The sequence below is a fragment of the Pseudomonas sp. KB-10 genome (assembly GCF_018221585.1).
Lineage (GTDB): Bacteria > Pseudomonadota > Gammaproteobacteria > Pseudomonadales > Pseudomonadaceae > Aquipseudomonas > Aquipseudomonas yangonensis.
The window spans coordinates 815,162-840,148 of sequence record NZ_QYYB01000001.1 but is presented as its reverse complement, the minus strand read 5'-3'; the positions used below and the strand labels follow the sequence as shown (position 1 = coordinate 840,148).

The following is a 24,987-nucleotide window of genomic DNA, read 5'->3' as shown; positions in this document are numbered from 1 at the left end:
ATACTAGGGGTAGGAGCGAGCTTTGCTCGCGAAGCTTTTATGTGCTTGGTTCGCGAGCAGAGCTTGCTCCTACCTATTTTCCATCAGCCCAGTACCGAGATGTCCGCCACGCCGAGGAACAGCCCGCGCAGGCGGGCCAGCAGGGCATAGCGGTTGGCGCGCACGCGCGCATCTTCGGCGTTGACCAGCACCGCCTCGAAGAAGGCGTCCACCGGCTCGCGCAGGCTGGCCAGCTTGGCCAGCGCCTCGTCGTACTGGCGGGCAGCGGCCAGCGGCTGTACCGCGTGGTCGGCCTGCTGGATGGCGGCGTGCAGGGCGAACTCGCTGGGGTTGTCGAAGTAGTGCGCCTCCACCTGGGCAGCGACGCCACCTTCGGCCTTGCTCAGCAGGTTCGACACGCGCTTGTTGGCGGCGGCCAGGGCTTCGGCCTGCGGCAGCTTGCGGAAGGTCTGCACCGCCTGCACACGTTGGTCGAAGTCCAGTGGAGATGTCGGATTGACAGCGCGCACCGCCTGGTACACGGCCACGTCGATGCCTTCGTCTTCGTAGCGCGCGCGCAGCCGGTCGAAGATGAACTCCAGCACCTGGGCGGCCAGGCCGTCGGCCTTGACCTTGCCGGCGTACTGGACAACGGCGAAGTCCACCGCAGCAGCCAGGTCCAGATCCAGACCCTTCTCGATCAGGATGCGCAGCACGCCGAGGGCGGCGCGACGCAGGGCGTAGGGGTCCTTGGAACCGGTCGGCAGCATGCCGATGCCGAAGATGCCAACCAGGGTGTCGAGCTTGTCGGCCACGGCCACGGCGGCACCGGTCAGGGTGCTTGGCAGTTCGGCGCCGGCACCGCGCGGCATGTACTGCTCGTTCAGGGCCAGGGCGACGTCTTCCGGCTCACCATCGTTGAGCGCGTAGTAGTAACCGGCGATGCCCTGCATCTCGGGGAACTCGCCAACCATCTCGGTGGCCAGGTCGCATTTGCACAGCAGGCCGGCACGGGCGGCGCGCTGGGCATCGCCACCGACTTCGCGGGCGATGAAGCCGGCGAGCGCCGATACCCGTTGAGCCTTGTCGAATACCGAACCGAGCTGGGCCTGGAACACCACGTTGGCCAGGCGCTGGTTGAAGTTCTCCAGCTTCTGCTTCTTGTCCTGCTTGAAGAAGAACTCGGCGTCGGTGAGGCGCGGGCGCACCACTTTCTCGTTGCCCAGCACGATCTGCGCCGGGTCCTTGGACTCGACATTGGCCACGGTGATGAAGCGCGGCAACAGCTTGCCGCCCGCGTCGAGCAGGCAGAAATACTTCTGGTTGTCCTGCATGGTGGTGATCAGCGCTTCCTGCGGCACCTCGAGGAAGCGCTCCTCGAACGAGCAGACCAGCGGCACCGGCCATTCGACCAGGGCGGTGACTTCATCCAGCAGCGCCGGCGGCACGATGGCCGTGCCCTGCTCGGCGGCAGCCAGCTCGTCGACGCGGCGGCTGATGATTTCGCGGCGCTCGGCGAAGTCGGCCAGCACGTAGGCGCTGCGCAGGTCTTCGGCGTAAGCCTTGGGGCTGCTGATGCGCACGTCGCGGTTGGCGTGGAAGCGGTGGCCGCGGGACACGCGACCGGCTTTCTGGGTGAGGATCTCGCAGTCGATGACTTCGTCACCGAAGAGCATTACCAGCCATTGGGTCGGACGCACGAATTCGTCGCGGCGCGCGGCCCAGCGCATGCGTTTGGGGATCGGCAGGTCGTTCAGCGAGTCGGCCACGATGGTGGGCAGCAGGTTCACCGCCGGCTGGCCGGGAATGTGCTGGGCGAAACGCAGCTTCGGCCCGCTGCGGTCGATCTCGGCGATATCCACGCCGCATTTGCGGGCGAAGCCCAGAGCGGCCTGGGTCGGCTTGCCGTCAGCGTCGAAGGCGGCCTGGATGGGCGGACCGTCGAGGTTCATGCTGCGGTCGGCCTGCTGCGCTTCGAGCTGCTCGACCAGCACCGCCAGGCGGCGTGGCGCAGCGTAGGCGCGGGCGCTGGCGTAGTTCAGGCCGGCAGCCTTGAGGCCTTTTTCCACGCCCGCGAGGAAGGCATCGCCAAGGGTTTTCAGGGCTTTCGGTGGCAGCTCTTCGGTGCCCAGTTCAACCAGAAAGTCGTGCGCACTCATGCTTGTGCCTCCGCGTTGTTACCTTGCCCATCGTCTTGCAGCAGACCCGACTCCTTGAGCTTGGTCAGCACTTCGTCACGCAGCTCGGGCGTGGCCATGGGGAAGCCAAGACGCGCACGCGCCTTCAGGTAGCTATGCGCCACGTCGCGGGCCAGGGTACGCACACGCAGGATGTACTGCTGGCGAGCGGTCACCGAGATGGCGCGGCGGGCGTCGAGCAGGTTGAAGGTGTGCGAGGCCTTGAGCACCATCTCGTAGGTCGGCAGCGGCAGGTCGAGGGCGATCAGGCGGTTGGCCTCGCTCTCGTAGAAATCGAACAGCTCGAACAGCTTCTCGACGTTGGCGTGCTCGAAGTTGTAGGTGGACTGTTCCACCTCGTTCTGGTGGAACACGTCGCCGTAGGTCACGGTGCCGAACGGGCCGTCGGTCCAGATCAGGTCGTAGACCGAGTCGACGCCCTGCAGGTACATGGCCAGGCGCTCCAGACCATAGGTGATCTCGCCGGTCACCGGGTAGCACTCGATGCCACCGGCCTGCTGGAAGTAGGTGAACTGGGTGACCTCCATGCCGTTGAGCCAGATTTCCCAGCCCAGGCCCCAGGCGCCGAGGGTCGGCGATTCCCAGTTGTCTTCGACGAAGCGCACGTCATGCACTTCCGGGTCGAGGCCGATGGCCTTGAGCGAACCCAGGTACAGCTCCTGGAAGTTTTCCGGGTTGGGCTTGAGTACCACCTGGAACTGGTAATAGTGCTGCAGGCGGTTGGGGTTTTCGCCGTAACGGCCATCGGTCGGGCGACGTGAAGGCTGCACGTAGGCGGCGTTCCAGGTTTCCGGGCCGACGGCGCGCAGGAAAGTGGCGGTGTGGAAGGTGCCGGCGCCCACTTCCATGTCGTAGGGTTGCAGCACTACGCAGCCCTGTTCGGCCCAGTAGTTCTGCAGGGCCAGGATCAGGTCCTGGAAGGTGCGCACGGCAGGCTTGTTCTGGCTCACGAAGAAATCACCTGTGGAGGCTTGCGAGGGAAAGCCGGGGAGTATATCGAAACTCGGCGCAAGCCGCAGGGTACGGCTGGCACAGAGCGCGGCTGAGGCAGCAGCGGGTTATTCGCGATGGATAGCGCCGCACCGTCCAGAATCGCGAATGAATTCGCGCCTGCAGGGATTAAAGCGATATTTGCTAAGGCTGTATTTATATACAGCTATGATTATAGTCCCCCTTCCATCCTGACCGAGGCTTTCAACCATGCCCCGCTGCTTCTGGTGTACCGATGATCCGCTGTACCAGGCCTACCATGACGAGGAATGGGGCGTGCCGCAGCGCGATGCCGGCCAGCTGTTCGAAATGCTCCTGCTCGAAGGCGCGCAGGCCGGTCTGTCATGGATCACCGTGCTGAAGAAGCGCGAGCGCTATCGTCGGGTGCTGCATGGTTTTGACCCCGAGCGCCTGGCGCGGCTCTCCGACGAAGAGATCGAAGTGCTGATGCAGGACCCCGGCATCATCCGCAATCGCCTCAAGCTCAAGGCCGTGCGGCAGAACGCCCAGGCCTGGCTGAAACTGGAGGATCCGGTAGTCTGGCTCTGGTCGTTTGTCGGTGGCGCGCCGAAAATCAATCATTTCAGCGACCGCAGCCAGATGCCGGCGGTGACGCCGGAGGCCGAGGCGATGAGCAAGGCGTTGCGCAAGGCCGGCTTCAACTTCGTCGGGCCGACCATCTGCTATGCCTTCATGCAGGCCACGGGTATGGTGATGGACCACACCACCGACTGCGACCGCTACGCGCAACTGAAGGGCTCATGACGACCATCACCACCCTGGACGAACTGCAGGCTGTTTACGGCGACAGCCACGAGCGCTCGCGGCGCAAGGAACTGCCGCGGCTGATCGAACCCTACCGCGCGCTGATCCAGGCCTCGCCCTTCGTGGTACTGGCCAGCGCCGGCCCGGATGGCCTGGATTGTTCACCGCGAGGCGATGCGCCGGGCTTCGTGCACATCCTCGACGACCAGACCCTGTTGTTGCCGGATCGCCCCGGCAACAACCGCATCGACAGCCTGCGCAACATCGTGCTGAACCCGCAGGTGGCGCTGCTGTTCCTGATCCCGGGCGTCGGCGAAAGCCTGCGAGTCAACGGCCGGGCGGAAATCACCCTCGATCCCGAGTTGCTGGAGCTGGGCCGCGCCCAGGGCAAGCTGCCGCGCAGCGCGCTGCGTATTCATATAGAGACCTGCTACTTCCAGTGCTCCAAGGCGGCGGTGCGCTCCGGGCTGTGGGATGTCTCGCGTCAGGTGGAACGCGCCAGCCTGCCGAGTGCCGGCGATATTTTTCGCCACATCTACGACGAGTTCGATGTCGAAGCCTACGAGCGTGACCTGCAGCAGCGGCTTCGGACGAGCCTTTACTGACTGCGCGGTCGCCCAACGGTACAATTGGCGCTTTTGTGAGTGGTCGGAGTCTGTCGTGGAAAAACTCAAGGGCGCCCTGGTGGTCGGTTTCCTGCGCCTGTTCGCATTGCTGCCCTGGCGCGCCGTGCAGGCCGTGGGCAATACCATCGGCTGGCTGATGTGGAAGCTGCCGAACGGCTCGCGCGAGGTGGTGCGCATCAACCTGAGCAAGTGCTTCCCCGAACTTAACCAGGCCGAGTTGGACAGGCTCGTCGGGCAGAGCCTCAAGGACATCGGCAAGACCCTCACCGAAAGCGCCTGCGCCTGGATCTGGCCGGCGCAGAAGTCGCTCGCTCTGGTCCGCGAAGTGGAAGGCCTGGAAGTGCTGCAACAGGCGCTGGCCTCGGGCAAGGGCGTGGTCGGCATCACCAGCCATCTGGGCAACTGGGAAGTGCTCAACCACTTCTACTGCAACCAGTGCAAACCGATCATTTTCTACCGCCCGCCCAAGCTCAAGGCGGTCGACGAGCTGCTGCAGCAGCAGCGCGTACAGATGGGCAACCGCGTTGCGCCGTCGACCAAGGAAGGCATCCTCAGCGTCATCAAGGAAGTGCGCAAGGGCGGCGCGGTGGGTATTCCGGCCGACCCGGAACCGAGCCGTTCATCAGGTGTGTTCGTTCCCTTCCTCGGTACCACCGCGCTGACCAGCAAATTCGTCCCCGGCATGCTCTCCGGTGGCAAGGCGGTCGGTGTGTTTCTGCATGCGCTGCGTCTGCCGGACGGCAGCGGCTACAAGGTGATCCTCGAGGCGGCGCCGGAAGGCATGTACAGCGAGAACGTCGAAGAAGGCGTGGCGGCCATGAGCGCAGTGGTGTCGCGCTACGTGCGCAACTACCCGAGCCAGTACATGTGGAGCATGAAGCGCTTCAAGAAGCGCCCGGACGGCGAGGCCAAGTGGTACTGACGCTCTGAGCGTCATTAAGGAAGGCGCCTGGATGGCGCCTTTTTTCCGCCGCCTGCTGGGCGCCTGCGCGCTAATGCGCTATTAAAGGCGGCATCGCCCGTCCAATCATGGAGCCGTCATGTCCAACCAGCGTCAGCAGGTGCGTACCCCGATGAAGTGCCGGATCAAGATCAGTCATCCGAGTTTCGGTGAGCTGCTGGCGCAGACCCGTGACCTGTCCGATAGCGGCGTCTATGTGAAGCACCCGGACATGACCGCCCTGGCGGTCGGCACCGAGGTCACCGGCCAGGTACAGGATCTGCCCTTCCCCGCGCCGGTATTGAAGATGGAAGTGATGCGTGTGGACGCCGAAGGGGCTGGTCTGCGGTTTCTCGGCGAGGCCTGAGCGATTCGCCTCGGTTTAGCCCCCGCCAATAAATGTTTCGGGCCCATGGAACATTTTGTTACATCTGCACTCTGATCATGACCTCACCCCGAGGTGGCGTCCGTCAGAGGCGTTTTCGACATGAGTCGAGTGGTACCCGAACTTCCCGCCAAGGGCGCTGATGCGCCTGATCTGCTTTCTTCCTCTCAACCTGGCTGGCTGCAACGCAATCGCCACCTGATCGGCCTCGGTCTTTCGCTGCTGTTGTTCGGCCTGGCGCTGGTCGCCTGCTGGCACCTAGTGCGCGAGATCAACCCGGATCAGGTCCGTGAATCCCTGGCGGCGGTGTCGTCGCAGGCGCTGCTCGGCGCCCTGCTGGCCACTGTGCTGGGCTTTGCGGTGATGCTCGCCTACGAGTGGTCGGCCAGTCGCTACGCCAATGTCCATCTGCCGCCGCCGACCCTGGCGCTGGGCGGCTTCTGTGCGTTCGCCATCGGCAATGCCGTGGGTCTGTCGGCGCTGTCCGGCGGTTCGGTGCGCTATCGGCTGTATGGGCGCAACGGTCTAGGTGCGGGCGATGTGGCGCGCATGAGCCTTTTCGCCAGTCTGTCGCTGGGCGTCAGCCTGCCGATTCTCGCGGCCCTGGCAGCTCTGTTCGATCTGGAAGATGCCTCGGCCGCGCTGCGTTTGTCCGAACCCGTGCTGGCAGGGCTGGCCGTTGCCGTGTTGGCCACGGCGCTGACCGTGGCGCGGCTGGTCAGCCGCAAGCGTCTGGCCGAGCGCCCCGCGCCCGGCTGCTGGCAGGTGGATCTGGGGCGCTTCAGCCTGCGTCTGCCCGGCCTGCGCATGAGCCTGACGCAGCTGCTGATCAGCAGCCTCGACGTGCTGATCGCCGCCAGCGTGCTGTACCTGCTGCTGCCCGAGGCGCCGCCTTTCTCTTCCTTCGTGCTGATCTACATGCTGGCCCTGGCCGCTGGCGTGCTGAGCCATGTGCCGGGTGGCGTCGGGGTGTTCGAGGCGGTATTGCTGGCGGCCTTTTCCACGCGTATCGACCCGGCCGGGCTGGTCGCCGCCATGCTGCTGTACCGCCTGCTCTATGTGATCCTGCCGCTGCTGGCGGCCGGGCTCCTGCTGCTGGCTGCCGAAGCGCGTCGCCTGTGGTTTCCGCGCCAGGTGGCACGCATGGCCAGCGGCATGGCGGCGCCGCTGCTGGCGCTGTTGGTGTTCTGCGCCGGCGCGGTGCTGCTGTTCTCCGGGGTGACGCCGACAGTGGACGAGCATCTGCAGGCTCTTGGCTTTCTCATGCCGCCGCAACTGATCGCCGCCTCGCACCTGGCGGCCAGCCTGGTGGGCACGCTCTGTCTGCTGCTGGCGCAAGGGCTGCGCCGGCGTCTGTCGGCGGCCTGGGCACTGACTCTGGTGCTGCTTTGCCTGGGGGTGGTGCTGTCACTGCTCAAAGGCTTCGACTGGCCGGAGGCATTGGCCCTGGCAGCCATCGCCGGCTTGCTGGCGCTGTTTCGCCGCGAGTTCTACCGACGTAGCCGGCTGATGGACGTACCGGCCTCGGGGCTGGTGCTGGCGGCCACGGCGGGTGTGATCGCGGCATCGGTGTGGCTGCTGCTGTTCGCCTATCAGGATGTCGCCTACAGCCATCAGCTGTGGTGGCAGTTCGAACTGGACGCCAACGCCCCGCGTGGCCTGCGAGCGGCGCTGGGCAGCGCGCTGGTGCTGCTGGCGGTCGGCCTGACCTGGCTGCTGCGCGCCACACCGCCGAATATCAGCCTGCCGGACCAGGAGGCGTTGCTGCGCGCGCGGGCCATCGTTCAGGCCTCGCGTCAGCCTGAGGGCGGCCTGGCACTGAGTGGCGACAAGGCGCTGCTGTTCCACCCTGATGGTGAAGCCTTCCTCATGTACGCCCGCCGCGGGCGCAGCCTGGTGGCACTGTTCGACCCCATCGGCCCGGCGACTGCTCGTGCCGAGCTGATCTGGCAGTTTCGCGACCTGTGCGACCGCCACCATGCGCGGCCGGTGTTCTATCAGGTGCGCGCGGAGAATCTGCCCGGCTATATCGACATCGGCCTGACCGCGCTGAAGCTCGGTGAAGAGGCGCTGGTGGACCTGAAAACCTTCGACCTGGCCAGCAACGGCAAGGAGATGAAGGCGCTGCGCTACACCTGGAATCGTGGCCAGCGCGACGGCCTGAGCCTGGAATTCCATGCCCCGGGCCAGGTACCGATGGAAGAGCTGCAGGCGATTTCCGATGCCTGGCTGCAGGGCAAGAACGTACGCGAGAAGGGCTTTTCCCTAGGCCGTTTCAGTCCCGAATACCTGGCGCACTTTCGCGTCGTGGTGGTGCGTTTCGAAGGTCATGCGGTGGCCTTCGCCAACCTGCTGGAATGTGAGACGCGTGCTGTGGCCAGCCTCGATCTGATGCGCGTACTGCCGGATGCGCCGAAGTCGACCATGGAGTTCCTCATGCTCGGCCTGATCCAGCAGTTCCAGGGCGAGGGCTATGCGCGCTTCAGCCTCGGCATGGTGCCCCTGGCCGGCCTGCAGACGCGCAAGGGGGCGCCGCTGCCCCTGCGCCTCGGTGCGCTGGTGTTCGACCGCGGCGAGAATTTCTACAACTTCCAGGGCCTGCGCCGCTTCAAGGACAAGTTCCTGCCGCAGTGGGAGCCGCGCTACCTGGCCGTGCCGGCCGGGCTCGATCCCTGGGTGGCATTGGCTGATACCGCCGCGCTGATCGCCGGCGGCCTGGGTGGACTGGTGAGGCGCTGAGATGAGCAGAATGACAAGGCGGCGGGGTGCGCTGTTGCTGGCCGTGGCACTGGCCGCGGGGGCGGCGGGCTGGTGGTGGTCGATGCGCGCGGCCGTGCATCTGCAGAGGGTGCAGATTCAGGGTAAATCGGCGCAGTTGCTCAGCCAGGGCGAGGCACGTCAGCGTGTGCTGCTGATCGCACCGACCGAGCAGGCGCTGGATGAAGCCATGCTGCACCGTCTCGCCGAAGCCGGCGATCTGCGCCTGTTGCAACTGCCCTTCTCGCCTGGCGACTGCAAGGCGCAACGGCAACTGATCAGCCAGGCCCGCGAGAAGCTGGGCGGCGCGCCGACCCTGGTCGCCGGCATCGGCCCGGCAGCGACCTCGGCCTGGCGCTGGCTGGCGTCGCAGCAGGATGATCAGGCACGGGCACTTTCGGTCGGTTTCGACCTGGCAACACCGGACTGCGCCGAGCCCCTGCCGCAAAAGGCAGAGCACGGTCACTGGATCGCCCTGTGGAACGACAACCCGGGTGACGACAACGCCCGCTTCCTGCGTGAGCAGCAAACTGCGTGAGCAGCAAAATGGCGAGCCGCGCATCGGCGCGTTGGGCATGCCGCTGCCAACGCTGCTGGCCGATCAGCTGCAGCACCTGCTCGCCGGCCAGGGCGCGGCGATGCCGGTGATTGAGCACCCTTCGGGGCAACCGGCCGAAACCCTGACCCTGTTCTATTCCGGCGATGGCGGTTGGCGCGATCTCGACCGTGCCTCGGCCGAGCACATGGCCGCTGCCGGCTATCCGGTGCTGGGCATCGACACCCTGCGCTACTACTGGCAGCACAAGAGCCCGGAGCAGAGCGCCGCCGATCTGTCGCGGCTGATGCAGCAGTACCGCGACACGTGGCATGTGAAACGCTTCGTGCTCGCCGGCTACTCCTTCGGCGCCGATGTGCTGCCGGCGATCTACAATCGCCTGCCGGCCAGTGATCAGCGGCAGGTCGATGCGATGTTGCTGCTGGCCTTCGCCCGCAGCGGCAGTTTCGAGATCGCCCTCAGCGGCTGGCTCGGCAAGGATGGCGCGGAGGCGCCGACCGGCCCCGAGCTGCGCAAGGTGCCGGCGAGCAAGGTGTACTGCATCTACGGCAGCGAGGAAGCGCCCGAAAGCGGTTGCACCGAAGCCGGTGCCCCGGGGGAGCACCTGATGATCGAGGGTGGTCATCACTTCGACGGTGATTACGCCGCGCTGGCGCAAAAGATGCTGGCGGCGATCAAGGCACGGCAGCCGCGTTAGTCTCGCTGCCGCGTGCCAATGAATTGCCGTGATTCCGCAGGAGCGGATTCATCCGCGAAAAATCGCGGCTAAAGCCGCCCCTACGAAACGGGACGCGGAGGCCATGCCAGCCAGTTGAGCGGCGAAGTATGAGGGCGGCTCCGGCGCAAGGAGCTATCTGAGCAGTGTTCTGAGCGCAAGCGGAGGCTATCTGGTGCCTGTCCGTTGTGATCAGAGGCAAACCGTTCGTCGACTCGCCGTGCATCGAAGTGAACCAAAGTCTTCTCCAGCCGGTCCGTCACCGGGACGGGTAGGAGGCTCGTTTCCGATGCAATGCCTTGATTCGGAAGGGCTTCCGCACAAAGGCCGGTACCAGGGTTTCTGGGTTTGAATAAGTTTTTCATGTCATTTTGCCTGGGAGGCGCTCTTTTACTGGGAATTTGTACCCAAGCCTCCGCCACCTTTCGCGTCTACACCGTTCCCGCCACTGAGCAAGTGGCCAAGCCCAAACCCGCTCGGGAAGTGATCGACCGCGCCCTCGGTGCGCTGGGTACGCCCTACCGCTGGGGAGGCGCCAGCCCGCGCCACGGCTTTGACTGCAGCGGTCTGGTGCAGTACGCCTTCAAGACCCAGGATGACCTCGAGCTGCCGCGTACTTCCCGAGACCTGTCGCGCCTGGATGCGCCCACGGTGAAACGCAGCGATCTGCAGCCGGGCGATCTGTTGTTCTTCCGTATCCGCAGCCGCTCGGTGGATCACGTAGCCATCTACATCGGTGAGGGTCGCTTCGTCCACGCGCCACGTCGTGGCACCAAGGTGCGCATCGACCGCCTCAACAATGCCTACTGGCAGCGTCATTTCCAGTCGGCCAAGCGCGTGGTGCCGACCGCCTGATCAGGCTCTGAAGGCTTCCAGGCGCTGTTTCTGCTGGCCGTCTGCGGCGAAGTTGTCTGCTGCCAGCCAGCGCTCGAAGGCCTCCCGGCGCGCGGGCCATTCGCCGTCGATGATGGCGAACCAGGCGGTGTCGCGGTTTCTGCCCTTGCGCACCATGTGCTGACGAAAGAGCCCTTCGTGGACGAAGCCGAAGCGCTCGGCGGCGCGCCTGGAACGCGCGTTGGCGTTGTCGCACTTCCATTCCAGGCGGCGATAGCCGAGATCGTCGAAGGCGTGGCGGGCCAGCAGGTACACCGCCTCGGTAGCGCCTGGTGTGCGCTGCATCGACGCACCGAACACCACGTGACCGATCTCGATGCTACCGTCCTGCGGGGTGATGCGCAGGTAACTGAACAGTCCCAGGGCGCGACCCGAGCCTTGCTCCAGCACGCTGTAGAACAGCGGATCGCGACTGCCGGCATTAGCGGTGAGCCAGGCATCGAATGCGCCGCGCTCGTTGAACGGGCCGTAGGGCAGATAGTCCCACAGTGCCGGGTCCGGTCCCTGCAGGGCGGCCCACAGGTCATCACCGTGGCGTGTGGCATCGAGCGCCTCCAGGCGTACGAAACGGCCCGGCAGCGTGCGCTGATCCGGGGTCGGGCGAGATTGCCAGTGGCTGAGATCCTGGATCATCAAAACAGCTTCCTGTACTGGATGAAGCCGGTGCGGTCGGCGATGCGGTCGTAGAGCTGGCGACCGCGGTAGTTGGTTTCCTGAGTGAGCCAGTGTACGCGGCTGGCGCCGGCTGACCGAGCCTGCGCATAGACATGTTCGATCAGCGCACGACCGATGCCGGTGCCGCGGATGTCCTCGGCTACGTACAGGTCCTGCAGGTAGCAATAGTCGCCCTCGGTCCAGCAACTGCGGTGGTAGATGAAGTGCACCAGGCCGACGGCTGCGCCATCGGCCCAGGCAAGCGCGGCATGCATGGGTTCGGTCGGGTCGAGGAAACGCTGCCAGGTCAGTACGCTGGTCGCGTTGGCAATTTCGGCCTGGTAGAAGCGCTGGTAGCCGTGCCACAGCGGCAGCCAGGCGGCGTGGTCGTCGGCGGTGATCGGGCGGATTTCGAGCATGGCGGTGTTCCTGTCAGTCGAGGGTGAGCATGCGGGCGGCTAGTTCTTGATTGCGTGCATTGGGCGAGGCGCTCAGCCCTGCGCGTACGCCAGCCTGATCGGCGGCCGAACGGTTCTGGCCGAGCTTCCATTTGCCCTCCAGTCGGCGAATCGGCAGAGCGAAGCCGACGATGGCGCGCAGCATGGCGTCGAGGTACTCGCGGGGGGCATCGCTTGTCGCCCAGGGCTGCGCCTGCTGGCGTTCATGGCGATCGCTCAGACGGCTGACCAGTTGCAGCAGACGTTCGGGCTCATCGAACACCTCGGCCTGGCCCCAGGCGTGCACGGCGATGTAGTTCCAGGTTGGCACCACCTTGCCGTGCTCGGCCTTGGCCGGGTACCAGCCCGGGTGGATGTAGGCGTCCGGGCCGCTGAACACCACCAGCGCCTCGGCGCCGCTGGCGAGGTCGCGCCAGTGCGGGTTGGCACGGGCGAAGTGGCCGTACAGCGTGCCGAACTCACCTTCGCCCGGCTCCAGCAGCAGTGGCAGGTGGCTGGCTTGCAGACCCTGTTCGCCGGCGCTGGTCAGCATGGCCAGGCCACTGGCATCGATCTGTGCATGCAGAGTGGCCAGGTCGTCCTGGCGGAAGGCAGCGGGGCGGTACATGGTGCGTCTCCTGGCGTGATGGGCTCATGCTAGGCAGGATATTGGTTCCCTGTAAGATCCATTTACAGGCAGTTTCATGGAGCCAATCATGCCCGCTACGCCCCCTTTGCCAGTCGACCTTTCCGGCATTCGCCTCGACCCTGCCGCCGGCCTGGCGCGCCAGCTCTACCAGGCGCTGCGCGAGCGCATTCTCGATGGTCGCCTGCCAGGCAATACGCGTCTGCCGGCCAGCCGCGATCTGGCGAGTCTGCTGGCGATCTCGCGCAATACCGTGACCCGCGCCTTCGACCAGCTCTACGCCGAGGGCTATATCGAAGGTCGCGTGGGCGATGGCACCTACGTGGCGGACCTGGCGCTGGCGCGCCCGGCAACGCCAGCACCTCATTGCGCTCCGGCTCTGGGCGCAGCGCTGCAGCGACAGGCTTTGCCCATGCCGGTAGCGGGTGCGCCGCGAGCCTTTCGCATCGGCGTGCCGGCTTTCGATCTGTTTCCCTTCGAGACCTGGGCACGCTTGCAGGCGCGCTTCTGGCGCCGGCCGTCACCGGCCCGGCTGGGCTATGGTGACCCGGCCGGCGACCGCACGTTGCGCGAACTGGTCGCCGCCTACCTGCGTAATGGCCGGGGGCTGGCCTGTGACCCGCGGCAGATCGTCATCACCTGCGGCGCCCAACAGGCCATCAGCCTCTGCGCGCAGTTGCTGGTGCGGCCCGGTGAGCGGGTGGCGGTGGAAAACCCCGGCTATCGCGCCGCTGCCCATGCCTTTGCCGCCGCCGGGGCCGATCTGCGTGGCGTAGCGCTCGATGGCGAGGGCATGGATACCAGAGCGCTGTCTGCCATCGAGGGCTGTCGCCTGGCCTACGTGACGCCGTCGCACCAGTACCCGACCGGCGTGACCCTGTCGCTGGCGCGCCGTCTGGAGCTGCTGGAATGGGCCGAGCGCCAGGACGGCTGGATCGTCGAGGACGACTACGATGGCGAGTATCGCTACAGCGGTACGCCGCTGGCGCCTTTGGCCGCGCTGGATCGACAGGGCCGCGTGCTGTACGTCGGCACCTTCTGCAAGATCGCTTTCCCGGCACTGCGCCTGGGCTATCTGGTGCTGCCGCCCGCCCTGGCGGAGGCTTTCGCCCAGCGCCAGGCGGTGGAGATGCGCCACTCGGAGATCGGCAACCAGGCGGTGATGGCCGAGTTCATCGCTGCCGGACATTTTCAGCGTCATGTACGACGCATGCGCCAGGCGGCGCGGCAGCGTCGCGATGCCCTAGTGCGGGCTTGGCCACAGGCGATACCAGGCTGCGCGCCGCTGCCGTGTGTGGAAGCCGGGCTGCACCTGTGCGTGCGTGTCGACAACCTGGCCCGCGAGCGCGAACTGGTCAGTGCCGCGCGGGCTGCCGGGGTGGAGATGAATGCGCTCAGTGATTACTGGCTGGAGGACAGCACCGAGCCTGGCGATGCCCGCGCCGGCCTGGTGCTGGGCTTCGCAGCGGTGCCAGAAGCGCAGATCGTCGAAGCGGTGCAGGTCCTGCGGCGGGCCTGGCGTCTGCGCAATGAGCGCTAGGCCAGGTTGCTGTGGCGATCGTCTGCGCGGCGATGTCTGCCTTGCTCGTCCAGGCCAGGGATCAGCTTCGTCGGAAAACCTATCCCGCAAGTCAACAACAGGCTAGAATGCGCGCCGCTCAAAGCCATGTCGGCTGCGGCAGTGGGTTCCCTCACCCCACTCTACGAAAAAGGACACAGACATGACCCTGATTCCCGCGTCGGTCAGTCGGCCCGTGCTGGCCGGCCTGATCGCCTTCCATATTCTCATCATCATCGCCAGCAACTATCTGGTGCAGCTGCCGATCACCCTGTTCGGCTGGCATACCACCTGGGGCGCGTTCAGCTTCCCGTTCATCTTCCTGGCCACCGACCTCACCGTGCGTCTGATCGGCAAGCATGCCGCGCGGGTGGTGATCGCCCGGGTCATGCTGCCGGCGCTGGTGGCCTCCTACGTGGTGTCGGTGCTGTTCCATGAAGGGGTTTTCGGCGGTCTGGCGACGCTGGGCGAATTCAACCTGTTCGTCTTCCGCATCGCCGTGGCCAGCTTCCTCGCCTACGCCTTCGGCCAGTTGCTGGATATCCAGGTGTTCGACCGCCTGCGCAAGATGCGTCAGTGGTGGGTCGCGCCGACGGCTTCGACCATCTTCGGCAACCTGCTCGATACCTTCCTGTTCTTCTCGGTGGCCTTCTGGCACAGCGACGACCCGTTCATGGCGGCCAACTGGGTGGAGATCGCCACAGTGGACTACGTGATCAAGCTGGCCATCAGTCTGATCCTCTTCGTGCCGCTGTACGGGATGCTGCTCAGTGCCATCGTGCGGGCCTTGCCGCAGCGTACTGCCACCGCCTGAGTCGGCCACAAAACTCGCCGCTGAAGCGCCTCCCACGGAACTTGTGGGAGGGGCTTTAGCCGCGATTGCTCCCCTGCTTGTCCAGCTTGCGCAGAAACACCGACATTTCCTTTTCGGCCTGCTTGTCGCCCTTGGCCTGGGCGGCTGAGACCCCCTGCTGCCAGGCCCGGCGTGCTGCCTCGGTGTCGCCTTCGGCCTGCAGCGCCTTGCCCAGCAGCTTCCACGCCGCCGAGTAGCCTGGGTCGAACTCGACGCAGCGCTGCAGGTGCTCGGCGGCCTGTGCTGCGTCGCCGCCATCCAGATGGGCCTTGCCCAGGCCGAAACGCAGCAGGGCGTTGTCCATGCCCTTGGCCAGCATCTTTTCCAGTGCCTCGGTGCTCATCAGGGCCTCCTTCGTCGCCACGCTCGTGTCGATTGTAGGAGCGAGCTCTGCTCGCGAATCTCAGACGCGCGAAAAGCTTCGCGAGCAGAGCTCGCTCCTACGAGATTTGTCTTCTCCGGCTTAGAAGAACGTCAGACCCGCCTGGAACAGGCGCTCTACGTCGCGAATGTACTTCTTGTCGACCAGGAACAGGATCACGTGGTCGCCGGACTCGATCACCGTGTCGTCGTGGGCGATCAGCACCTGTTCGTCGCGGATGATGGCGCCGATGGTGGTGCTCGGCGGCAGGGCGATGTCCTCGATGGCGCGGCCGATGACCTTGCTCGATTTGGCGTCGCCATGGGCGATCACTTCCAGTGCTTCGGCCGCGCCGCGGCGCAGGCTGTGCACGCTTTCGATGTCGCCGCGGCGCACGTGGGTCAGCAGGGTGCCGATGGTGGCCAGCTGCGGGCTGATGGCGATGTCGATCTCGCCACCCTGGACCAGGTCGACGTAGGCCGGGTTGTTGATGATGGTCATCACCTTGCGCGCGCCGAGACGCTTGGCCAGCAAGGACGACATGATGTTGGCTTCGTCGTCGTTGGTCAGGGCAAGGAAGATGTCGGCGTCGTTGATGTTCTCCTCCACCAGCAGGTCGCGGTCGGAGGCGCTGCCCTGCAGCACGATAGTGCTGTCGAGGCTTTCCGAGAGGTAGCGGCAGCGCGCCGGGTTCATCTCGATGATCTTCACCTGATAGCGGCTTTCGATGGCCTCGGCCAGGCGTTCGCCAATGTTGCCGCCACCGGCGATCACCACGCGTTTGTAGCTGTCTTCCAGGCGGCGCATCTCGCTCATCACCGCGCGGATGTGCGCCTTGGCGGCGATGAAGAACACTTCGTCATCGGCCTCGATGACGGTATCGCCCTTGGGCATGATCGGCCGGTTGCGACGGAAGATGGCTGCCACGCGAGTGTCGACGTTGGGCATGTGCTGGCGCAGCTGACGCAGTTGCTGGCCCACCAGCGGGCCGCCGTAGTAGGCCTTGACCGCCACCAGCTGGGCCTTGCCTTCGGCGAAGTCGATCACCTGCAGGGCGCCCGGATATTCGATCAGGCGCTTGATGTAGTTGGTCACCACCTGCTCGGGGCTGATCAGCACGTCGACCGGGATCGCTTCGTTGTCGAACAAGGCCTCGCGGGTCAGATAGGCCGCCTCGCGCACACGGGCGATCTTGGTCGGCGTGTGGAACAGGGTGTAAGCCACCTGGCAGGCGATCATGTTGACTTCATCGCTGTTGGTCACCGCCACCAGCATGTCGGCGTCGTCGGCGCCGGCCTGGCGCAGCACGGTGGGGAAGGAGCCCTTGCCCTGCACGGTGCGGATATCCAGGCGGTCGCCCAGATCGCGCAGGCGATCACCATCGGTGTCGACCACGGTGATGTCGTTGGCCTCGCTGGCCAGGTGTTCCGCCAGAGTGCCGCCCACCTGGCCGGCGCCGAGAATGATGATTTTCACTGATCGCTCCGTTAGCTGTGGCTGGTCACAGCGGTCTTTATCAGCTTGGCATAGTAGAAGCCGTCATGGCCGTCCAGCTGCGGCAGCAGCTGGCGACCGTGCGCCGGTTGCAGGCCGAAGTCGCCGTCGATGGCGACCTCCTGCGCGTCCGGGGTGCGAGAGAGGAAGGCGGCGATGGTGTCGCTGTTCTCCGTCGGCAGCACCGAGCAGGTGGCGTAGAGCAGGATGCCGCCGGGCGCGAGGGTCGGCCACAGGGCATCGAGCAGTTCACCCTGCAACTGCGCCAGGGCGGGAATGTCCTCGGGCTTGCGGGTCAGCTTGATATCCGGGTGGCGGCGGATCACGCCGGTGGCCGAACAGGGCGCATCGAGGAGGATGCGCTGGAACGCCTGGCCGTCCCACCAGGCGCCGGTATCGCGGCCGTCGGCGGCGACCAGCGTGGCCTCCAGCTGCAGGCGCTCGAGGTTCTCGCGCACGCGTGCCAGGCGCTTGGCCTCCAGATCCACGGCGACCACTTCACTCAAGCGTGGCTCGACTTCAAGCAGGTGACAGGTCTTGCCGCCCGGTGCGGCGCAGGCATCCAGCACGCGTTGGCCGGGCGCCAGCTCGAGCAGGTCGGCGGCCAGTTGCGCGGCTTCGTCCTGCACGCTGACGCGGCCTTCCCGGAAGCCGGGCAGCGCGGTCACGTCGCAGGGCTGCAGCAGGCGCACGCCGTCGCGGCTGAAGCGGCAGGGTTCGGCGGCAAAGCCGCCACCACGCAGTTCCTCAAGGTAGGCGTCGCGGCTGCCATGGCGGCGACTGACCCGCAGAATCAGCGGTGGGTGCGCGTTATTGGCGGCGCAGATGGCTTGCCAGTGCTCGGGCCAGTGCGCCTTGAGCGCCTTCTGTAGCCAGCGTGGATGCGCGGTGTGCAGCACCGGGTCGCGGTCCAGCTCAGCGAAAAGGGTTTCGTGCTCACGCTGGGCGCGGCGCAACACGGCATTGAGCAGGCCCTTGGCCCAGGGCTTCTTCAGCGCGCCGGCGCAGCCGACCGTCTCACCGATGGCGGCGTGCTCGGGGATGCGGCTGTGCAGCAACTGATAGAGACCGATCAGCAGCAGCGCCTCGACATCCTTGTCGGCGGCCTTGAACGGCTTTTCCAGCAGTTTCTCGGCTAATAGTTGCAGGCGTGGCTGCCAGCGGGCGGCGCCGAAGGCCAGGTCCTGCGCCAGGGCGCGGTCGTGGTGTTCGACCTTGTCCAGCTGCGGCGGCAGGCTGCTGCCCAGCGAAGCCTTGCCGGAGAGTACAGCGGTCAGGGCACGTGCAGCAGCCAGGCGTGGGTTCATTGACCGAGCACCAGGCCGGGCGCGAACTGCTCGCGGCGGCTGTTATAGAGGTCGGCGAAGGCCAGCGGCTTGCCGCCGGGCAACTGCAGGCGGGTCAGGCGCAGCGCATCCTCGCCACAGGCCACGGTCAGGCCATGCTTGTCGGCGGCGAGGATGGTGCCGGGAGCGCCCTTGCCCTCCCCGATCTCGGCGGCATGCACTTTCAGCGCATCACCGCTGAGCGTGGTGTGGCAGATCGGCCAGGGGTGAAAGGCGCGAATCAGGCGTTCCAGCTCCACGGCCGGGCGGCCGAAGTCCAGAAGCGCTTCTTCCTTATTCAGCTTGTGCGCGTAATTGGCCAGGGTGTCGTCCTGCACCTCGCCCTTCAGCGTGCCGGCAGCCAGGCCTACGATGGCCTGTAGTACTGCCTGCGGGCCGAGCTGGGCGAGGCGGTCGTGCAGACTGCCACCTGTGTCTTCTGCCGAGATTGGCGTGCTGACCTTGAGCAGCATCGGTCCGGTGTCCAAGCCCGCTTCCATCTGCATCACGGTGACGCCGGACTCAAGGTCGCCGGCCTGCACCGCGCGCTGAATCGGCGCCGCGCCGCGCCAGCGTGGCAGCAGGGAAGCGTGGCTGTTGATGCAGCCCAGGCGCGGCGTGTCGAGCACCACCTGCGGCAGGATCAGGCCGTAGGCGACCACCACCATCAGGTCCGGCTTGAGCGCCGCCAGTTCGGCCTGGGCCTCTTCATTGCGCAGGCTGGCCGGCTGGTAGACGGGTATAGCGTGCTCGGCGGCGAGCTGCTTGACCGGGCTCGGCATCAGCTTCTGGCCACGTCCCGCCGGGCGATCCGGCTGGGTGTAGACGGCGACGATCTCGTGCTGGCTGTCCAGCAGGGCCTTGAGGTGTTCGGCGGCGAATTCCGGGGTGCCGGCAAAGACGATACGCATGGGGCAGTCACCAAAGAAAAAGGCTTGCCGTGGCAAGCCTTTCGGGTAATCGGAGGTCAGGCGCGCTGGCGATGCTGTTTTTCCAGCTTCTTCTTGATGCGGTCGCGCTTGAGGTTGGACAGATAGTCGACGAACAGCTTGCCGTTGAGGTGATCGCACTCGTGCTGGATGCACACGGCGAGCAGGCCTTCGGCGATCAGTTCATAAGGCTGGCCATCGCGATCCAGGGCCTTGATCTTGACCTTCTGCGGGCGGTCGACGTTCTCGTAGAAGCCGGGCACCGACAGGCAGCCTTCCTGGTACTGGTCCATCTCGTCGGTCAGCGGTTCGAACTCGGGGTTGATGAAAACCCGCGGTTCGGACTTGTCCTCGGACAGGTCCATGACCACCACGCGCTTGTGCACGTTGACCTGCGTCGCGGCCAGGCCGATACCCGGAGCGTCATACATGGTCTCGAACATGTCGTCGACCAGCTGACGGATGGAGTCGTCCACGACGTCCACCGGTTTGGCGATGGTACGCAGGCGTGGATCAGGAAATTCGAGGATATTCAGGATCGCCATATGCGTTTGTGATGCACTTGTGGAATAAAGTCAAAATCCGCTGCTAAGATGATGAACAGCATTGAAAAACGGCTTCACGCCGCGTATTCAGCGGGTTTGGCACGCGGCGCTAGGGCGCTTCACGTGAAGACACATAATAAAGGGATTCACCGTATGAGGAAATCACTACTCGCCCTGCTCCTGGCAGCCGGCGGATTGGCCCTGACCTGCTTGGCTCAGGCCGCAGTGCAACTCAAGGACGGTCATCCGGACCGTTACACCGTGGTCAAGGGCGATACGCTCTGGGATATTTCCGGTAAGTTCCTCAGCCAGCCGTGGAAATGGCCGGAGATCTGGCACGCCAACCCGCAGGTGGCCAACCCGCACCTGATCTACCCCGGTGACACCCTCAATCTGGTCTATGTCGATGGTCAGCCGCGTCTGATGCTCAACCGCGGTGAGTCACGCGGCACCATCAAGCTGTCGCCTAAAGTGCGCAGCACGCCGATGGCCGAGGCGATCCCGACCATCCCGCTGGAGGCGATCAATAGCTTCCTGCTGAGCAACCGTATCGTCGACACCCCGGAAGAATTCAACGGCAAGCCCTATGTCGTAGCCGGCAACGCCGAGCGCGTGGTCAGTGGTGCCGGCGATCGCATCTACGCCCGCGGCCAGTTCGATGAGCAGCATCCGATCTACGGCGTATTCCGCCAGGGCAAGACGTACACCGACCCTGAAACCAAGGAGTTCCTCGGTATCAACGCCGACGATATCGGCACCGGCGAGATCGTCGCCGAGGAAGGCGATATCGGTACCCTGTTGCTCAGCCGCTCGACTCAGGAAGTGCGTCTGGGTGACCGCCTGTTCCCCACCGAGGAGCGTGCGATCAACTCCACCTTCATGCCCAGTGAGCCAGCCGGTGAGATCAGGGGCGTTATTCTCGACGTGCCGCGTGGCGTGAATCAGATTGGCCAGTTCGACGTGGTCACCCTGAACAAGGGCGCCCGCGACGGCCTGGAGATTGGCAACGTGCTGGCGGTGTACAAGACCGGCGAAACCGTGCGCGACCGTGTCACCGGCGAGAGCGTGAAGATCCCGGACGAGCGCTCCGGCCTGCTGATGGTGTTCCGCACCTACGACAAGCTCAGCTACGGTCTGATTCTGCAGGCCAGCCGCCAGCTCGCGGTGATGGACAAGGTCCGCAACCCCTAATGCCCGACGAGCCCCGCGAATGCGGGGCTCGTGCTTTCTGATCGCCAGGATGGCGGTGTCACTGATCAGGGAAGAACCTCATGTCTATATCCTCCTCGTTTTGCCCCGCCGTTTCTCCTGCCGAGCTTGAAGCCCGTCTGCGTCTGCACCTGTTGCCGGAACTGGGACCGCGACGTTTTCGCAAACTGTTGAGTGCGTTCGACAGCGCCTCGGCTGCGCTGAGTGCGCCTGCCAGTGCCTGGCGTGCGTTGGGGCTGCCGGCCGCCTGCGCCGAGCCTCGGCGCAGTGAGGACATCCGCGAGCGGGCGCGTGCTGCGTTGCAGTGGCTGCAGGAGCCTGATCAGCATGTGCTGATGTGGGACGATCCGCGCTACCCGGCGTTGCTGGCCGAACTGGCCGATGCGCCGCCGCTGTTGTTCGTGGCGGGTGAGCCGAGCGTGCTGGAGGCGCCACAACTGGCCATGGTCGGCAGCCGGCGTGCCTCGCAGCCCGGCCTGGATAATGCGCGGGCCTTTGCCCGCAGCCTGGCCGGCGGTGGGTTCGTCATCACCAGCGGACTGGCGTTGGGTATCGATGGCGCCGCGCATCAGGGCGCGCTGGAAGGTGACGGCCAAACGGTAGCCGTGCTGGGCACCGGCCTGCAGTGCCTGTATCCGCGGCGACATGAGCGGCTTGCCGCGCGGATCATCGAGCAGGGCGGCGCGCTGGTCTCCGAGCTGCCGCTGGACTGTCCGCCGCAGGCAAGCAACTTCCCCCGGCGCAACAGGATCATCAGTGGGCTTGCGCTGGGCGTGCTGGTGGTCGAGGCGAGCCCTTCGAGTGGTTCACTGATCACTGCACGACTGGCCGCGGAGCAGGGGCGTGAGGTTTACGCCATCCCCGGTTCGATTCATCACCCAGGCGCTCGTGGCTGTCACCAACTGATCCGCGATGGGGCCACGTTGGTGGAAAGCATCGAACATATTCTCGAAGCGCTGCGTGGGTGGCAGACGTCGGCCGACGCGCCGCAATCACCGCAGCCAAGCGCCAGCATCGAACACCCGCTGCTGGCCTTGTTGCATGCCGCACCGCACAACACCGAGGCGCTGGTGCAGGCCAGCGGCTGGCCCCTGGCGCAGGTGCTGGCGGCGCTGACCGAGTTGGAGCTCGATGGCCTGGTGTGCAATGAAGCCGGCCGCTGGCTGGCGCGCCGGCCTTAACTGGGCCTTTTGCGTAATGCTGATCAGATAAGGCCCCAAGCCGCTTTCCGTAGGAGGCCCGCCCCGGGGCGAAGCGCTTGGATTCCGCGTCATGTCGGTTCGCGGCGGGGCGCCGCTCCTACCCGCTCGGCGCATCAAGGCCATTAGCCTTTCCCACAGGATCATGTTCACCCCAGCTGCGTAGCCCGGATGCAATCCGGGGCGGGCTCGGTAATTTTCCCGAATCGCATCCGGGCTACAGTCGCAGCGCCGTCTTGGATAGACTTCCGGCCATCGCTTCAGTGGAGACAGTCGATGGCCAGCAACTGGCAGATACAGCAAACGGCGCGTGTGGTACGTGAGGGGGGCGTGATCGCCTATCCGACCGAGGCGGTCTGGGGCCTGGGCTGCGACCCGTGGAACGAAGAGGCGGTGGACAGGCTGCTGGCGCTCAAGGAGCGCCCGATGCACAAGGGGCTGATCGTGGTCGCCGATGACATCGAGCAGTTCGACTTCCTCCTCGATGACCTGCCCCAGGTCTGGCAGGAGCGCCTGGCCGGCAGCTGGCCAGGCCCCAATACCTGGCTGGTGCCGCATCAGAACCGTCTGCCAGAGTGGGTCACGGGCATGCACGATACCGTTGCCCTGCGCGTCAGCGATCATCCGCTGGTACGCGCGCTATGCCGCTATACAGGCCCGCTGATCTCCACCTCGGCCAACCCGGCCGGACGTCCTTCGGCGCGTTCGCGTCTACGTGTCGAGCAGTATTTCCCGGGTGAACTGGACAAGGTGCTGGGCGGTGCGCTGGGTGGGCGCAAGAACCCCAGTCTGATTCGCGACCTGCGTACGGGCGATGTGATTCGCCCGTCCTGAGGCGCTTAAAAGCTCGCGGCTAAGCCCCTCCCAAGATCGTGGCGGCTGTGGGAGGGGCTTTAGCCGCGACTGTTTTACGGCAGCAAGATGGTCGAGCCGGTGGTCTGCCGTGAGCTCAGCGCGTCCTGTGCGGCGGCGGCGTCCTTAAGGGCGTAACGCTTGCTGATCTCCACCTGCAGCTTGCCGTTGGCGATCATGCCGAACAGCTCGTCAGCCATGGCCTGCAGGCGTTCGGCGCTGGTGGCGTAACCGGCCAGGGTCGGGCGGGTGACGAACAGCGAACCCTTCTGCGCCAGGATGCCCAGGTTGACCCCGGTGACCGCGCCGGAGGCATTGCCGAAACTGACCAGCAGACCGCGCGGAGCCACGCAGTCCAGCGAGGTTTCCCAGGTGTCCTTGCCGACGCCGTCATAGACCACCGGGCACTTGGCCCCATCGGTCAGCTCCAGCACGCGTTGCACCACGTTCTCGTGGCTGTAATCGATGGTTGCCCAGGCGCCCTGCTCCTTGGCGCGCGCGGCTTTTTCCGCCGAGCTGACGGTGCCGATCAGCTTGACGCCTAGCGCTCTCGCCCACTGGCAGGCGAAGGAGCCGACGCCGCCGGCGGCCGCGTGGAACAGGATGGTCTCACCGCCCTTGAGTTCATAGGTCTGGCGCAGCAGGTACTGCACGGTGAGGCCCTTGAGCATCACCGCGGCGGCCTGCTCGAAGCTGATGCTGTCCGGCAGTTTCACCAGCTTGTCGGCTGGCAGCACGTGCAGTTCGCTATAGGCGCCGAGCGGGCCGGTGGCATAGGCCACGCGATCACCCACGGCAAAGCCGTCGACCTCGCTGCCGACTGCCTCGACCACCCCCGCACCCTCGGTGCCCAGGCTCGAAGGCAGCGCCGGCGGCTGGTACAGGCCGCTGCGAAAGTAGGTGTCGATGAAGTTCAGGCCGATGGCCCGGTTGGCCACCCGTACTTCGCGTGGGCCTGGCGTTGCCGGCTGATAGTCACGATATTCCAGCACGTCGCTGCCACCGTGCTGGCTGAACTGAATACGCTTGGCCATCTTAGATTCCTTGTCTGGCTTGAATCGCCGCGCGGCGAAAGGGCCTATCCAATCGCCCCGATTGACCGACGTCAACTGCGGATGTGCCTGGGTGAATGCTATGCTGCCCGCCGATTCCGCCCTGTTCTCTGTTCAAGGTGCCGCCGTGACTGACCGTACCGAGGCCGTGAAGGCCTACCTGCTCGACCTGCAAGATCGCATCTGTTCCGCCCTGCAAGCCGAAGACGGCCAGGCCGTTTTCGTCGAGGACGCCTGGCAGCGTCCGGCCGGCGGTGGCGGTCGTACGCGGGTGATCGAGAACGGCGCACTGATCGAAAAGGGCGGGGTGAATTTCTCCCATGTATTCGGCGACAGTCTGCCGCCGTCGGCCAGCGCCCATCGTCCCGAGTTGGCCGGACGCGGTTTTCAGGCGCTCGGCGTATCGCTGGTGATCCACCCGGAAAACCCCTACGTGCCGACCTCGCACGCCAACGTGCGCTTCTTCAGCGCCGAGAAGGAAGGCGAGGAACCGGTGTGGTGGTTCGGCGGCGGTTTCGACCTGACGCCCTACTACGCCAATGAAGAGGACTGCGTGCACTGGCACCAGGTCGCGCATGACGCCTGCGCGCCCTTCGGTGCCGAGGTCTATCCCAAGTTCAAGGCCTGGTGCGATCGCTATTTCCACCTCAAGCACCGCGGTGAGCCGCGTGGCATCGGCGGGCTGTTCTTCGACGATCTCAACGACTGGGATTTCGACACCTGCTTCGCCTTTATCCGCGCCATCGGCGACGCCTACATTCAGGCCTATCTGCCGATCGTTCAGCGGCGCAAGTCTATGCCCTTCGGTGCGCGTGAGCGTGAGTTCCAGGCCTTCCGTCGCGGCCGCTACGTCGAGTTCAACCTGGTATTCGACCGTGGCACCCTGTTCGGCCTGCAGTCCGGTGGGCGTACCGAGTCGATCCTCATGTCGCTGCCGCCGCACGTGCGCTGGGGCTACGACTGGAAGCCGGAGCCGGGTAGCGAGGAAGCTCGCCTGACCGAATACTTCCTCACCGATCGCGACTGGTTGGCGCAGGCCTAGCTTCCATTCTCTCTTGTAGGAGCTGC

The 24,987-nt window shown here is 65.5% G+C and carries 23 protein-coding genes and 1 pseudogene; 13 read left to right on the top strand and 11 right to left on the bottom strand.

Translation table 11 applies throughout. From position 1 onward, the window contains the following. Positions 1-83 precede the first annotated feature (83 nt). Together glyS and glyQ are read right to left on the bottom strand one after the other, a co-directional pair. Positions 84-2,138: a glycine--tRNA ligase subunit beta gene (glyS, locus tag DXK50_RS03835; protein ID WP_212629388.1), complete on the bottom strand. Its 2,055-nt coding sequence runs from the start codon at positions 2,136-2,138 to the stop codon at positions 84-86. Next, positions 2,135-3,127, bottom strand: coding sequence for a glycine--tRNA ligase subunit alpha (glyQ, locus tag DXK50_RS03830; protein ID WP_161864222.1), 993 nt, complete (start codon positions 3,125-3,127; stop codon positions 2,135-2,137). The genes glyS and glyQ overlap by 4 nt, the downstream gene beginning before the upstream one ends. A gap of 250 nt (positions 3,128-3,377) precedes the next feature. On the opposite strand from glyQ, the gene DXK50_RS03825 reads away from it, so the two are divergent. From DXK50_RS03825 to DXK50_RS25260, 7 genes and pseudogenes are all read left to right on the top strand, one after another. After that, complete coding sequence (locus DXK50_RS03825) at positions 3,378-3,932, top strand: DNA-3-methyladenine glycosylase I (protein WP_212629387.1); 555 nt, start codon at positions 3,378-3,380, stop codon at positions 3,930-3,932. After that, a complete protein-coding gene (locus DXK50_RS03820) occupies positions 3,929-4,537 on the top strand; it encodes a pyridoxamine 5'-phosphate oxidase family protein (RefSeq protein WP_161864220.1) in 609 nt (202 codons plus the stop codon). The genes DXK50_RS03825 and DXK50_RS03820 overlap by 4 nt, the downstream gene beginning before the upstream one ends. A gap of 55 nt (positions 4,538-4,592) precedes the next feature. Further along, positions 4,593-5,480 carry a lysophospholipid acyltransferase gene (locus DXK50_RS03815; protein ID WP_161864219.1) on the top strand — a complete coding sequence of 296 codons (888 nt, stop codon included), beginning with the start codon at positions 4,593-4,595 and terminating at the stop codon, positions 5,478-5,480. A 118-nt stretch (positions 5,481-5,598) separates the two neighbouring features. Then, complete coding sequence (locus DXK50_RS03810) at positions 5,599-5,865, top strand: PilZ domain-containing protein (RefSeq protein WP_161864218.1); 267 nt, start codon at positions 5,599-5,601, stop codon at positions 5,863-5,865. Between the two features lie 120 nt (positions 5,866-5,985). Next, a complete protein-coding gene (gene mprF, locus DXK50_RS03805; RefSeq protein WP_212629386.1) occupies positions 5,986-8,622 on the top strand; it encodes a bifunctional lysylphosphatidylglycerol flippase/synthetase MprF in 2,637 nt (878 codons plus the stop codon). Between the two features lies 1 nt (position 8,623). Then, positions 8,624-9,893, top strand: a pseudogene (locus DXK50_RS03800) (virulence factor family protein). A gap of 474 nt (positions 9,894-10,367) precedes the next feature. Beyond that, positions 10,368-10,766 carry a C40 family peptidase gene (locus tag DXK50_RS25260; RefSeq protein WP_461818292.1) on the top strand — a complete coding sequence of 133 codons (399 nt, stop codon included), beginning with the start codon at positions 10,368-10,370 and terminating at the stop codon, positions 10,764-10,766. Here the strand turns inward: DXK50_RS25260 and DXK50_RS03790 are convergent, their stop codons facing one another. Genes DXK50_RS03790 through DXK50_RS03780 form a run of 3 tightly spaced genes read right to left on the bottom strand, consistent with a single transcriptional unit; the run spans position 10,767 to position 12,524 of the window. Beyond that, positions 10,767-11,438 (bottom strand): GNAT family N-acetyltransferase, encoded by a 672-nt coding sequence (locus tag DXK50_RS03790; protein WP_212629385.1) that lies wholly within the window; start codon positions 11,436-11,438, stop codon positions 10,767-10,769. Beyond that, complete coding sequence (locus tag DXK50_RS03785) at positions 11,438-11,878, bottom strand: GNAT family N-acetyltransferase (RefSeq protein WP_212629384.1); 441 nt, start codon at positions 11,876-11,878, stop codon at positions 11,438-11,440. The genes DXK50_RS03790 and DXK50_RS03785 overlap by 1 nt, the downstream gene beginning before the upstream one ends. Positions 11,879-11,891: 13 nt before the next feature. Next, entirely contained in the window at positions 11,892-12,524 is a 633-nt protein-coding gene (locus tag DXK50_RS03780) for an FMN-binding negative transcriptional regulator (RefSeq protein WP_212629383.1), read from the bottom strand. A gap of 88 nt (positions 12,525-12,612) precedes the next feature. On the opposite strand from DXK50_RS03780, the gene pdxR reads away from it, so the two are divergent. Continuing rightward, entirely contained in the window at positions 12,613-14,082 is a 1,470-nt protein-coding gene (gene pdxR / locus DXK50_RS03775; RefSeq protein ID WP_212629382.1) for a MocR-like pyridoxine biosynthesis transcription factor PdxR, read from the top strand. Between the two features lie 181 nt (positions 14,083-14,263). Continuing rightward, positions 14,264-14,914, top strand: coding sequence for a 7-cyano-7-deazaguanine/7-aminomethyl-7-deazaguanine transporter (locus tag DXK50_RS03770; RefSeq protein WP_212629381.1), 651 nt, complete (start codon positions 14,264-14,266; stop codon positions 14,912-14,914). Between the two features lie 55 nt (positions 14,915-14,969). Here DXK50_RS03770 and DXK50_RS03765 read toward each other — a convergent pair whose 3' ends face one another. The 5 genes from DXK50_RS03765 to def all read right to left on the bottom strand — a co-directional run bounded on the left by DXK50_RS03765 (position 14,970) and on the right by def (position 19,607). After that, entirely contained in the window at positions 14,970-15,296 is a 327-nt protein-coding gene (locus DXK50_RS03765) for a tetratricopeptide repeat protein (protein ID WP_161864211.1), read from the bottom strand. Between the two features lie 120 nt (positions 15,297-15,416). Further along, positions 15,417-16,790 (bottom strand): Trk system potassium transporter TrkA, encoded by a 1,374-nt coding sequence (trkA, locus tag DXK50_RS03760; protein WP_161864210.1) that lies wholly within the window; start codon positions 16,788-16,790, stop codon positions 15,417-15,419. Between the two features lie 11 nt (positions 16,791-16,801). Further along, entirely contained in the window at positions 16,802-18,115 is a 1,314-nt protein-coding gene (gene rsmB, locus DXK50_RS03755; protein ID WP_212629380.1) for a 16S rRNA (cytosine(967)-C(5))-methyltransferase RsmB, read from the bottom strand. After that, a complete protein-coding gene (gene fmt / locus DXK50_RS03750) occupies positions 18,112-19,044 on the bottom strand; it encodes a methionyl-tRNA formyltransferase (protein ID WP_212629379.1) in 933 nt (310 codons plus the stop codon). The genes rsmB and fmt overlap by 4 nt, the downstream gene beginning before the upstream one ends. A 56-nt stretch (positions 19,045-19,100) precedes the next feature. Further along, on the bottom strand, positions 19,101-19,607 hold the full coding sequence (def, locus tag DXK50_RS03745; protein WP_004422862.1) for a peptide deformylase: 507 nt from the start codon (positions 19,605-19,607) through the stop codon (positions 19,101-19,103). Positions 19,608-19,760: 153 nt separating this feature from the next. On the opposite strand from def, the gene DXK50_RS03740 reads away from it, so the two are divergent. The 3 genes from DXK50_RS03740 (at position 19,761) to DXK50_RS03730 (ending at position 22,849) form a co-directional block, all read left to right on the top strand. Further along, on the top strand, positions 19,761-20,798 hold the full coding sequence (locus DXK50_RS03740) for a LysM peptidoglycan-binding domain-containing protein (RefSeq protein WP_212629378.1): 1,038 nt from the start codon (positions 19,761-19,763) through the stop codon (positions 20,796-20,798). Positions 20,799-20,878: 80 nt separating this feature from the next. Further along, a complete protein-coding gene (gene dprA, locus DXK50_RS03735) occupies positions 20,879-21,997 on the top strand; it encodes a DNA-processing protein DprA (RefSeq protein ID WP_212629377.1) in 1,119 nt (372 codons plus the stop codon). Between the two features lie 294 nt (positions 21,998-22,291). Continuing rightward, positions 22,292-22,849 (top strand): L-threonylcarbamoyladenylate synthase type 1 TsaC, encoded by a 558-nt coding sequence (locus DXK50_RS03730; protein WP_212629376.1) that lies wholly within the window; start codon positions 22,292-22,294, stop codon positions 22,847-22,849. Between the two features lie 74 nt (positions 22,850-22,923). On the opposite strand, the gene DXK50_RS03725 is transcribed toward DXK50_RS03730, so the two are convergent. After that, on the bottom strand, positions 22,924-23,901 hold the full coding sequence (locus DXK50_RS03725) for an NADPH:quinone reductase (RefSeq protein ID WP_212629375.1): 978 nt from the start codon (positions 23,899-23,901) through the stop codon (positions 22,924-22,926). Positions 23,902-24,046: 145 nt separating this feature from the next. Between DXK50_RS03725 and hemF the strand changes: the two genes are divergently transcribed. Further along, positions 24,047-24,961, top strand: coding sequence for an oxygen-dependent coproporphyrinogen oxidase (hemF, locus tag DXK50_RS03720; RefSeq protein WP_212629374.1), 915 nt, complete (start codon positions 24,047-24,049; stop codon positions 24,959-24,961). The last annotated feature ends 26 nt before the right edge of the window (positions 24,962-24,987 follow it).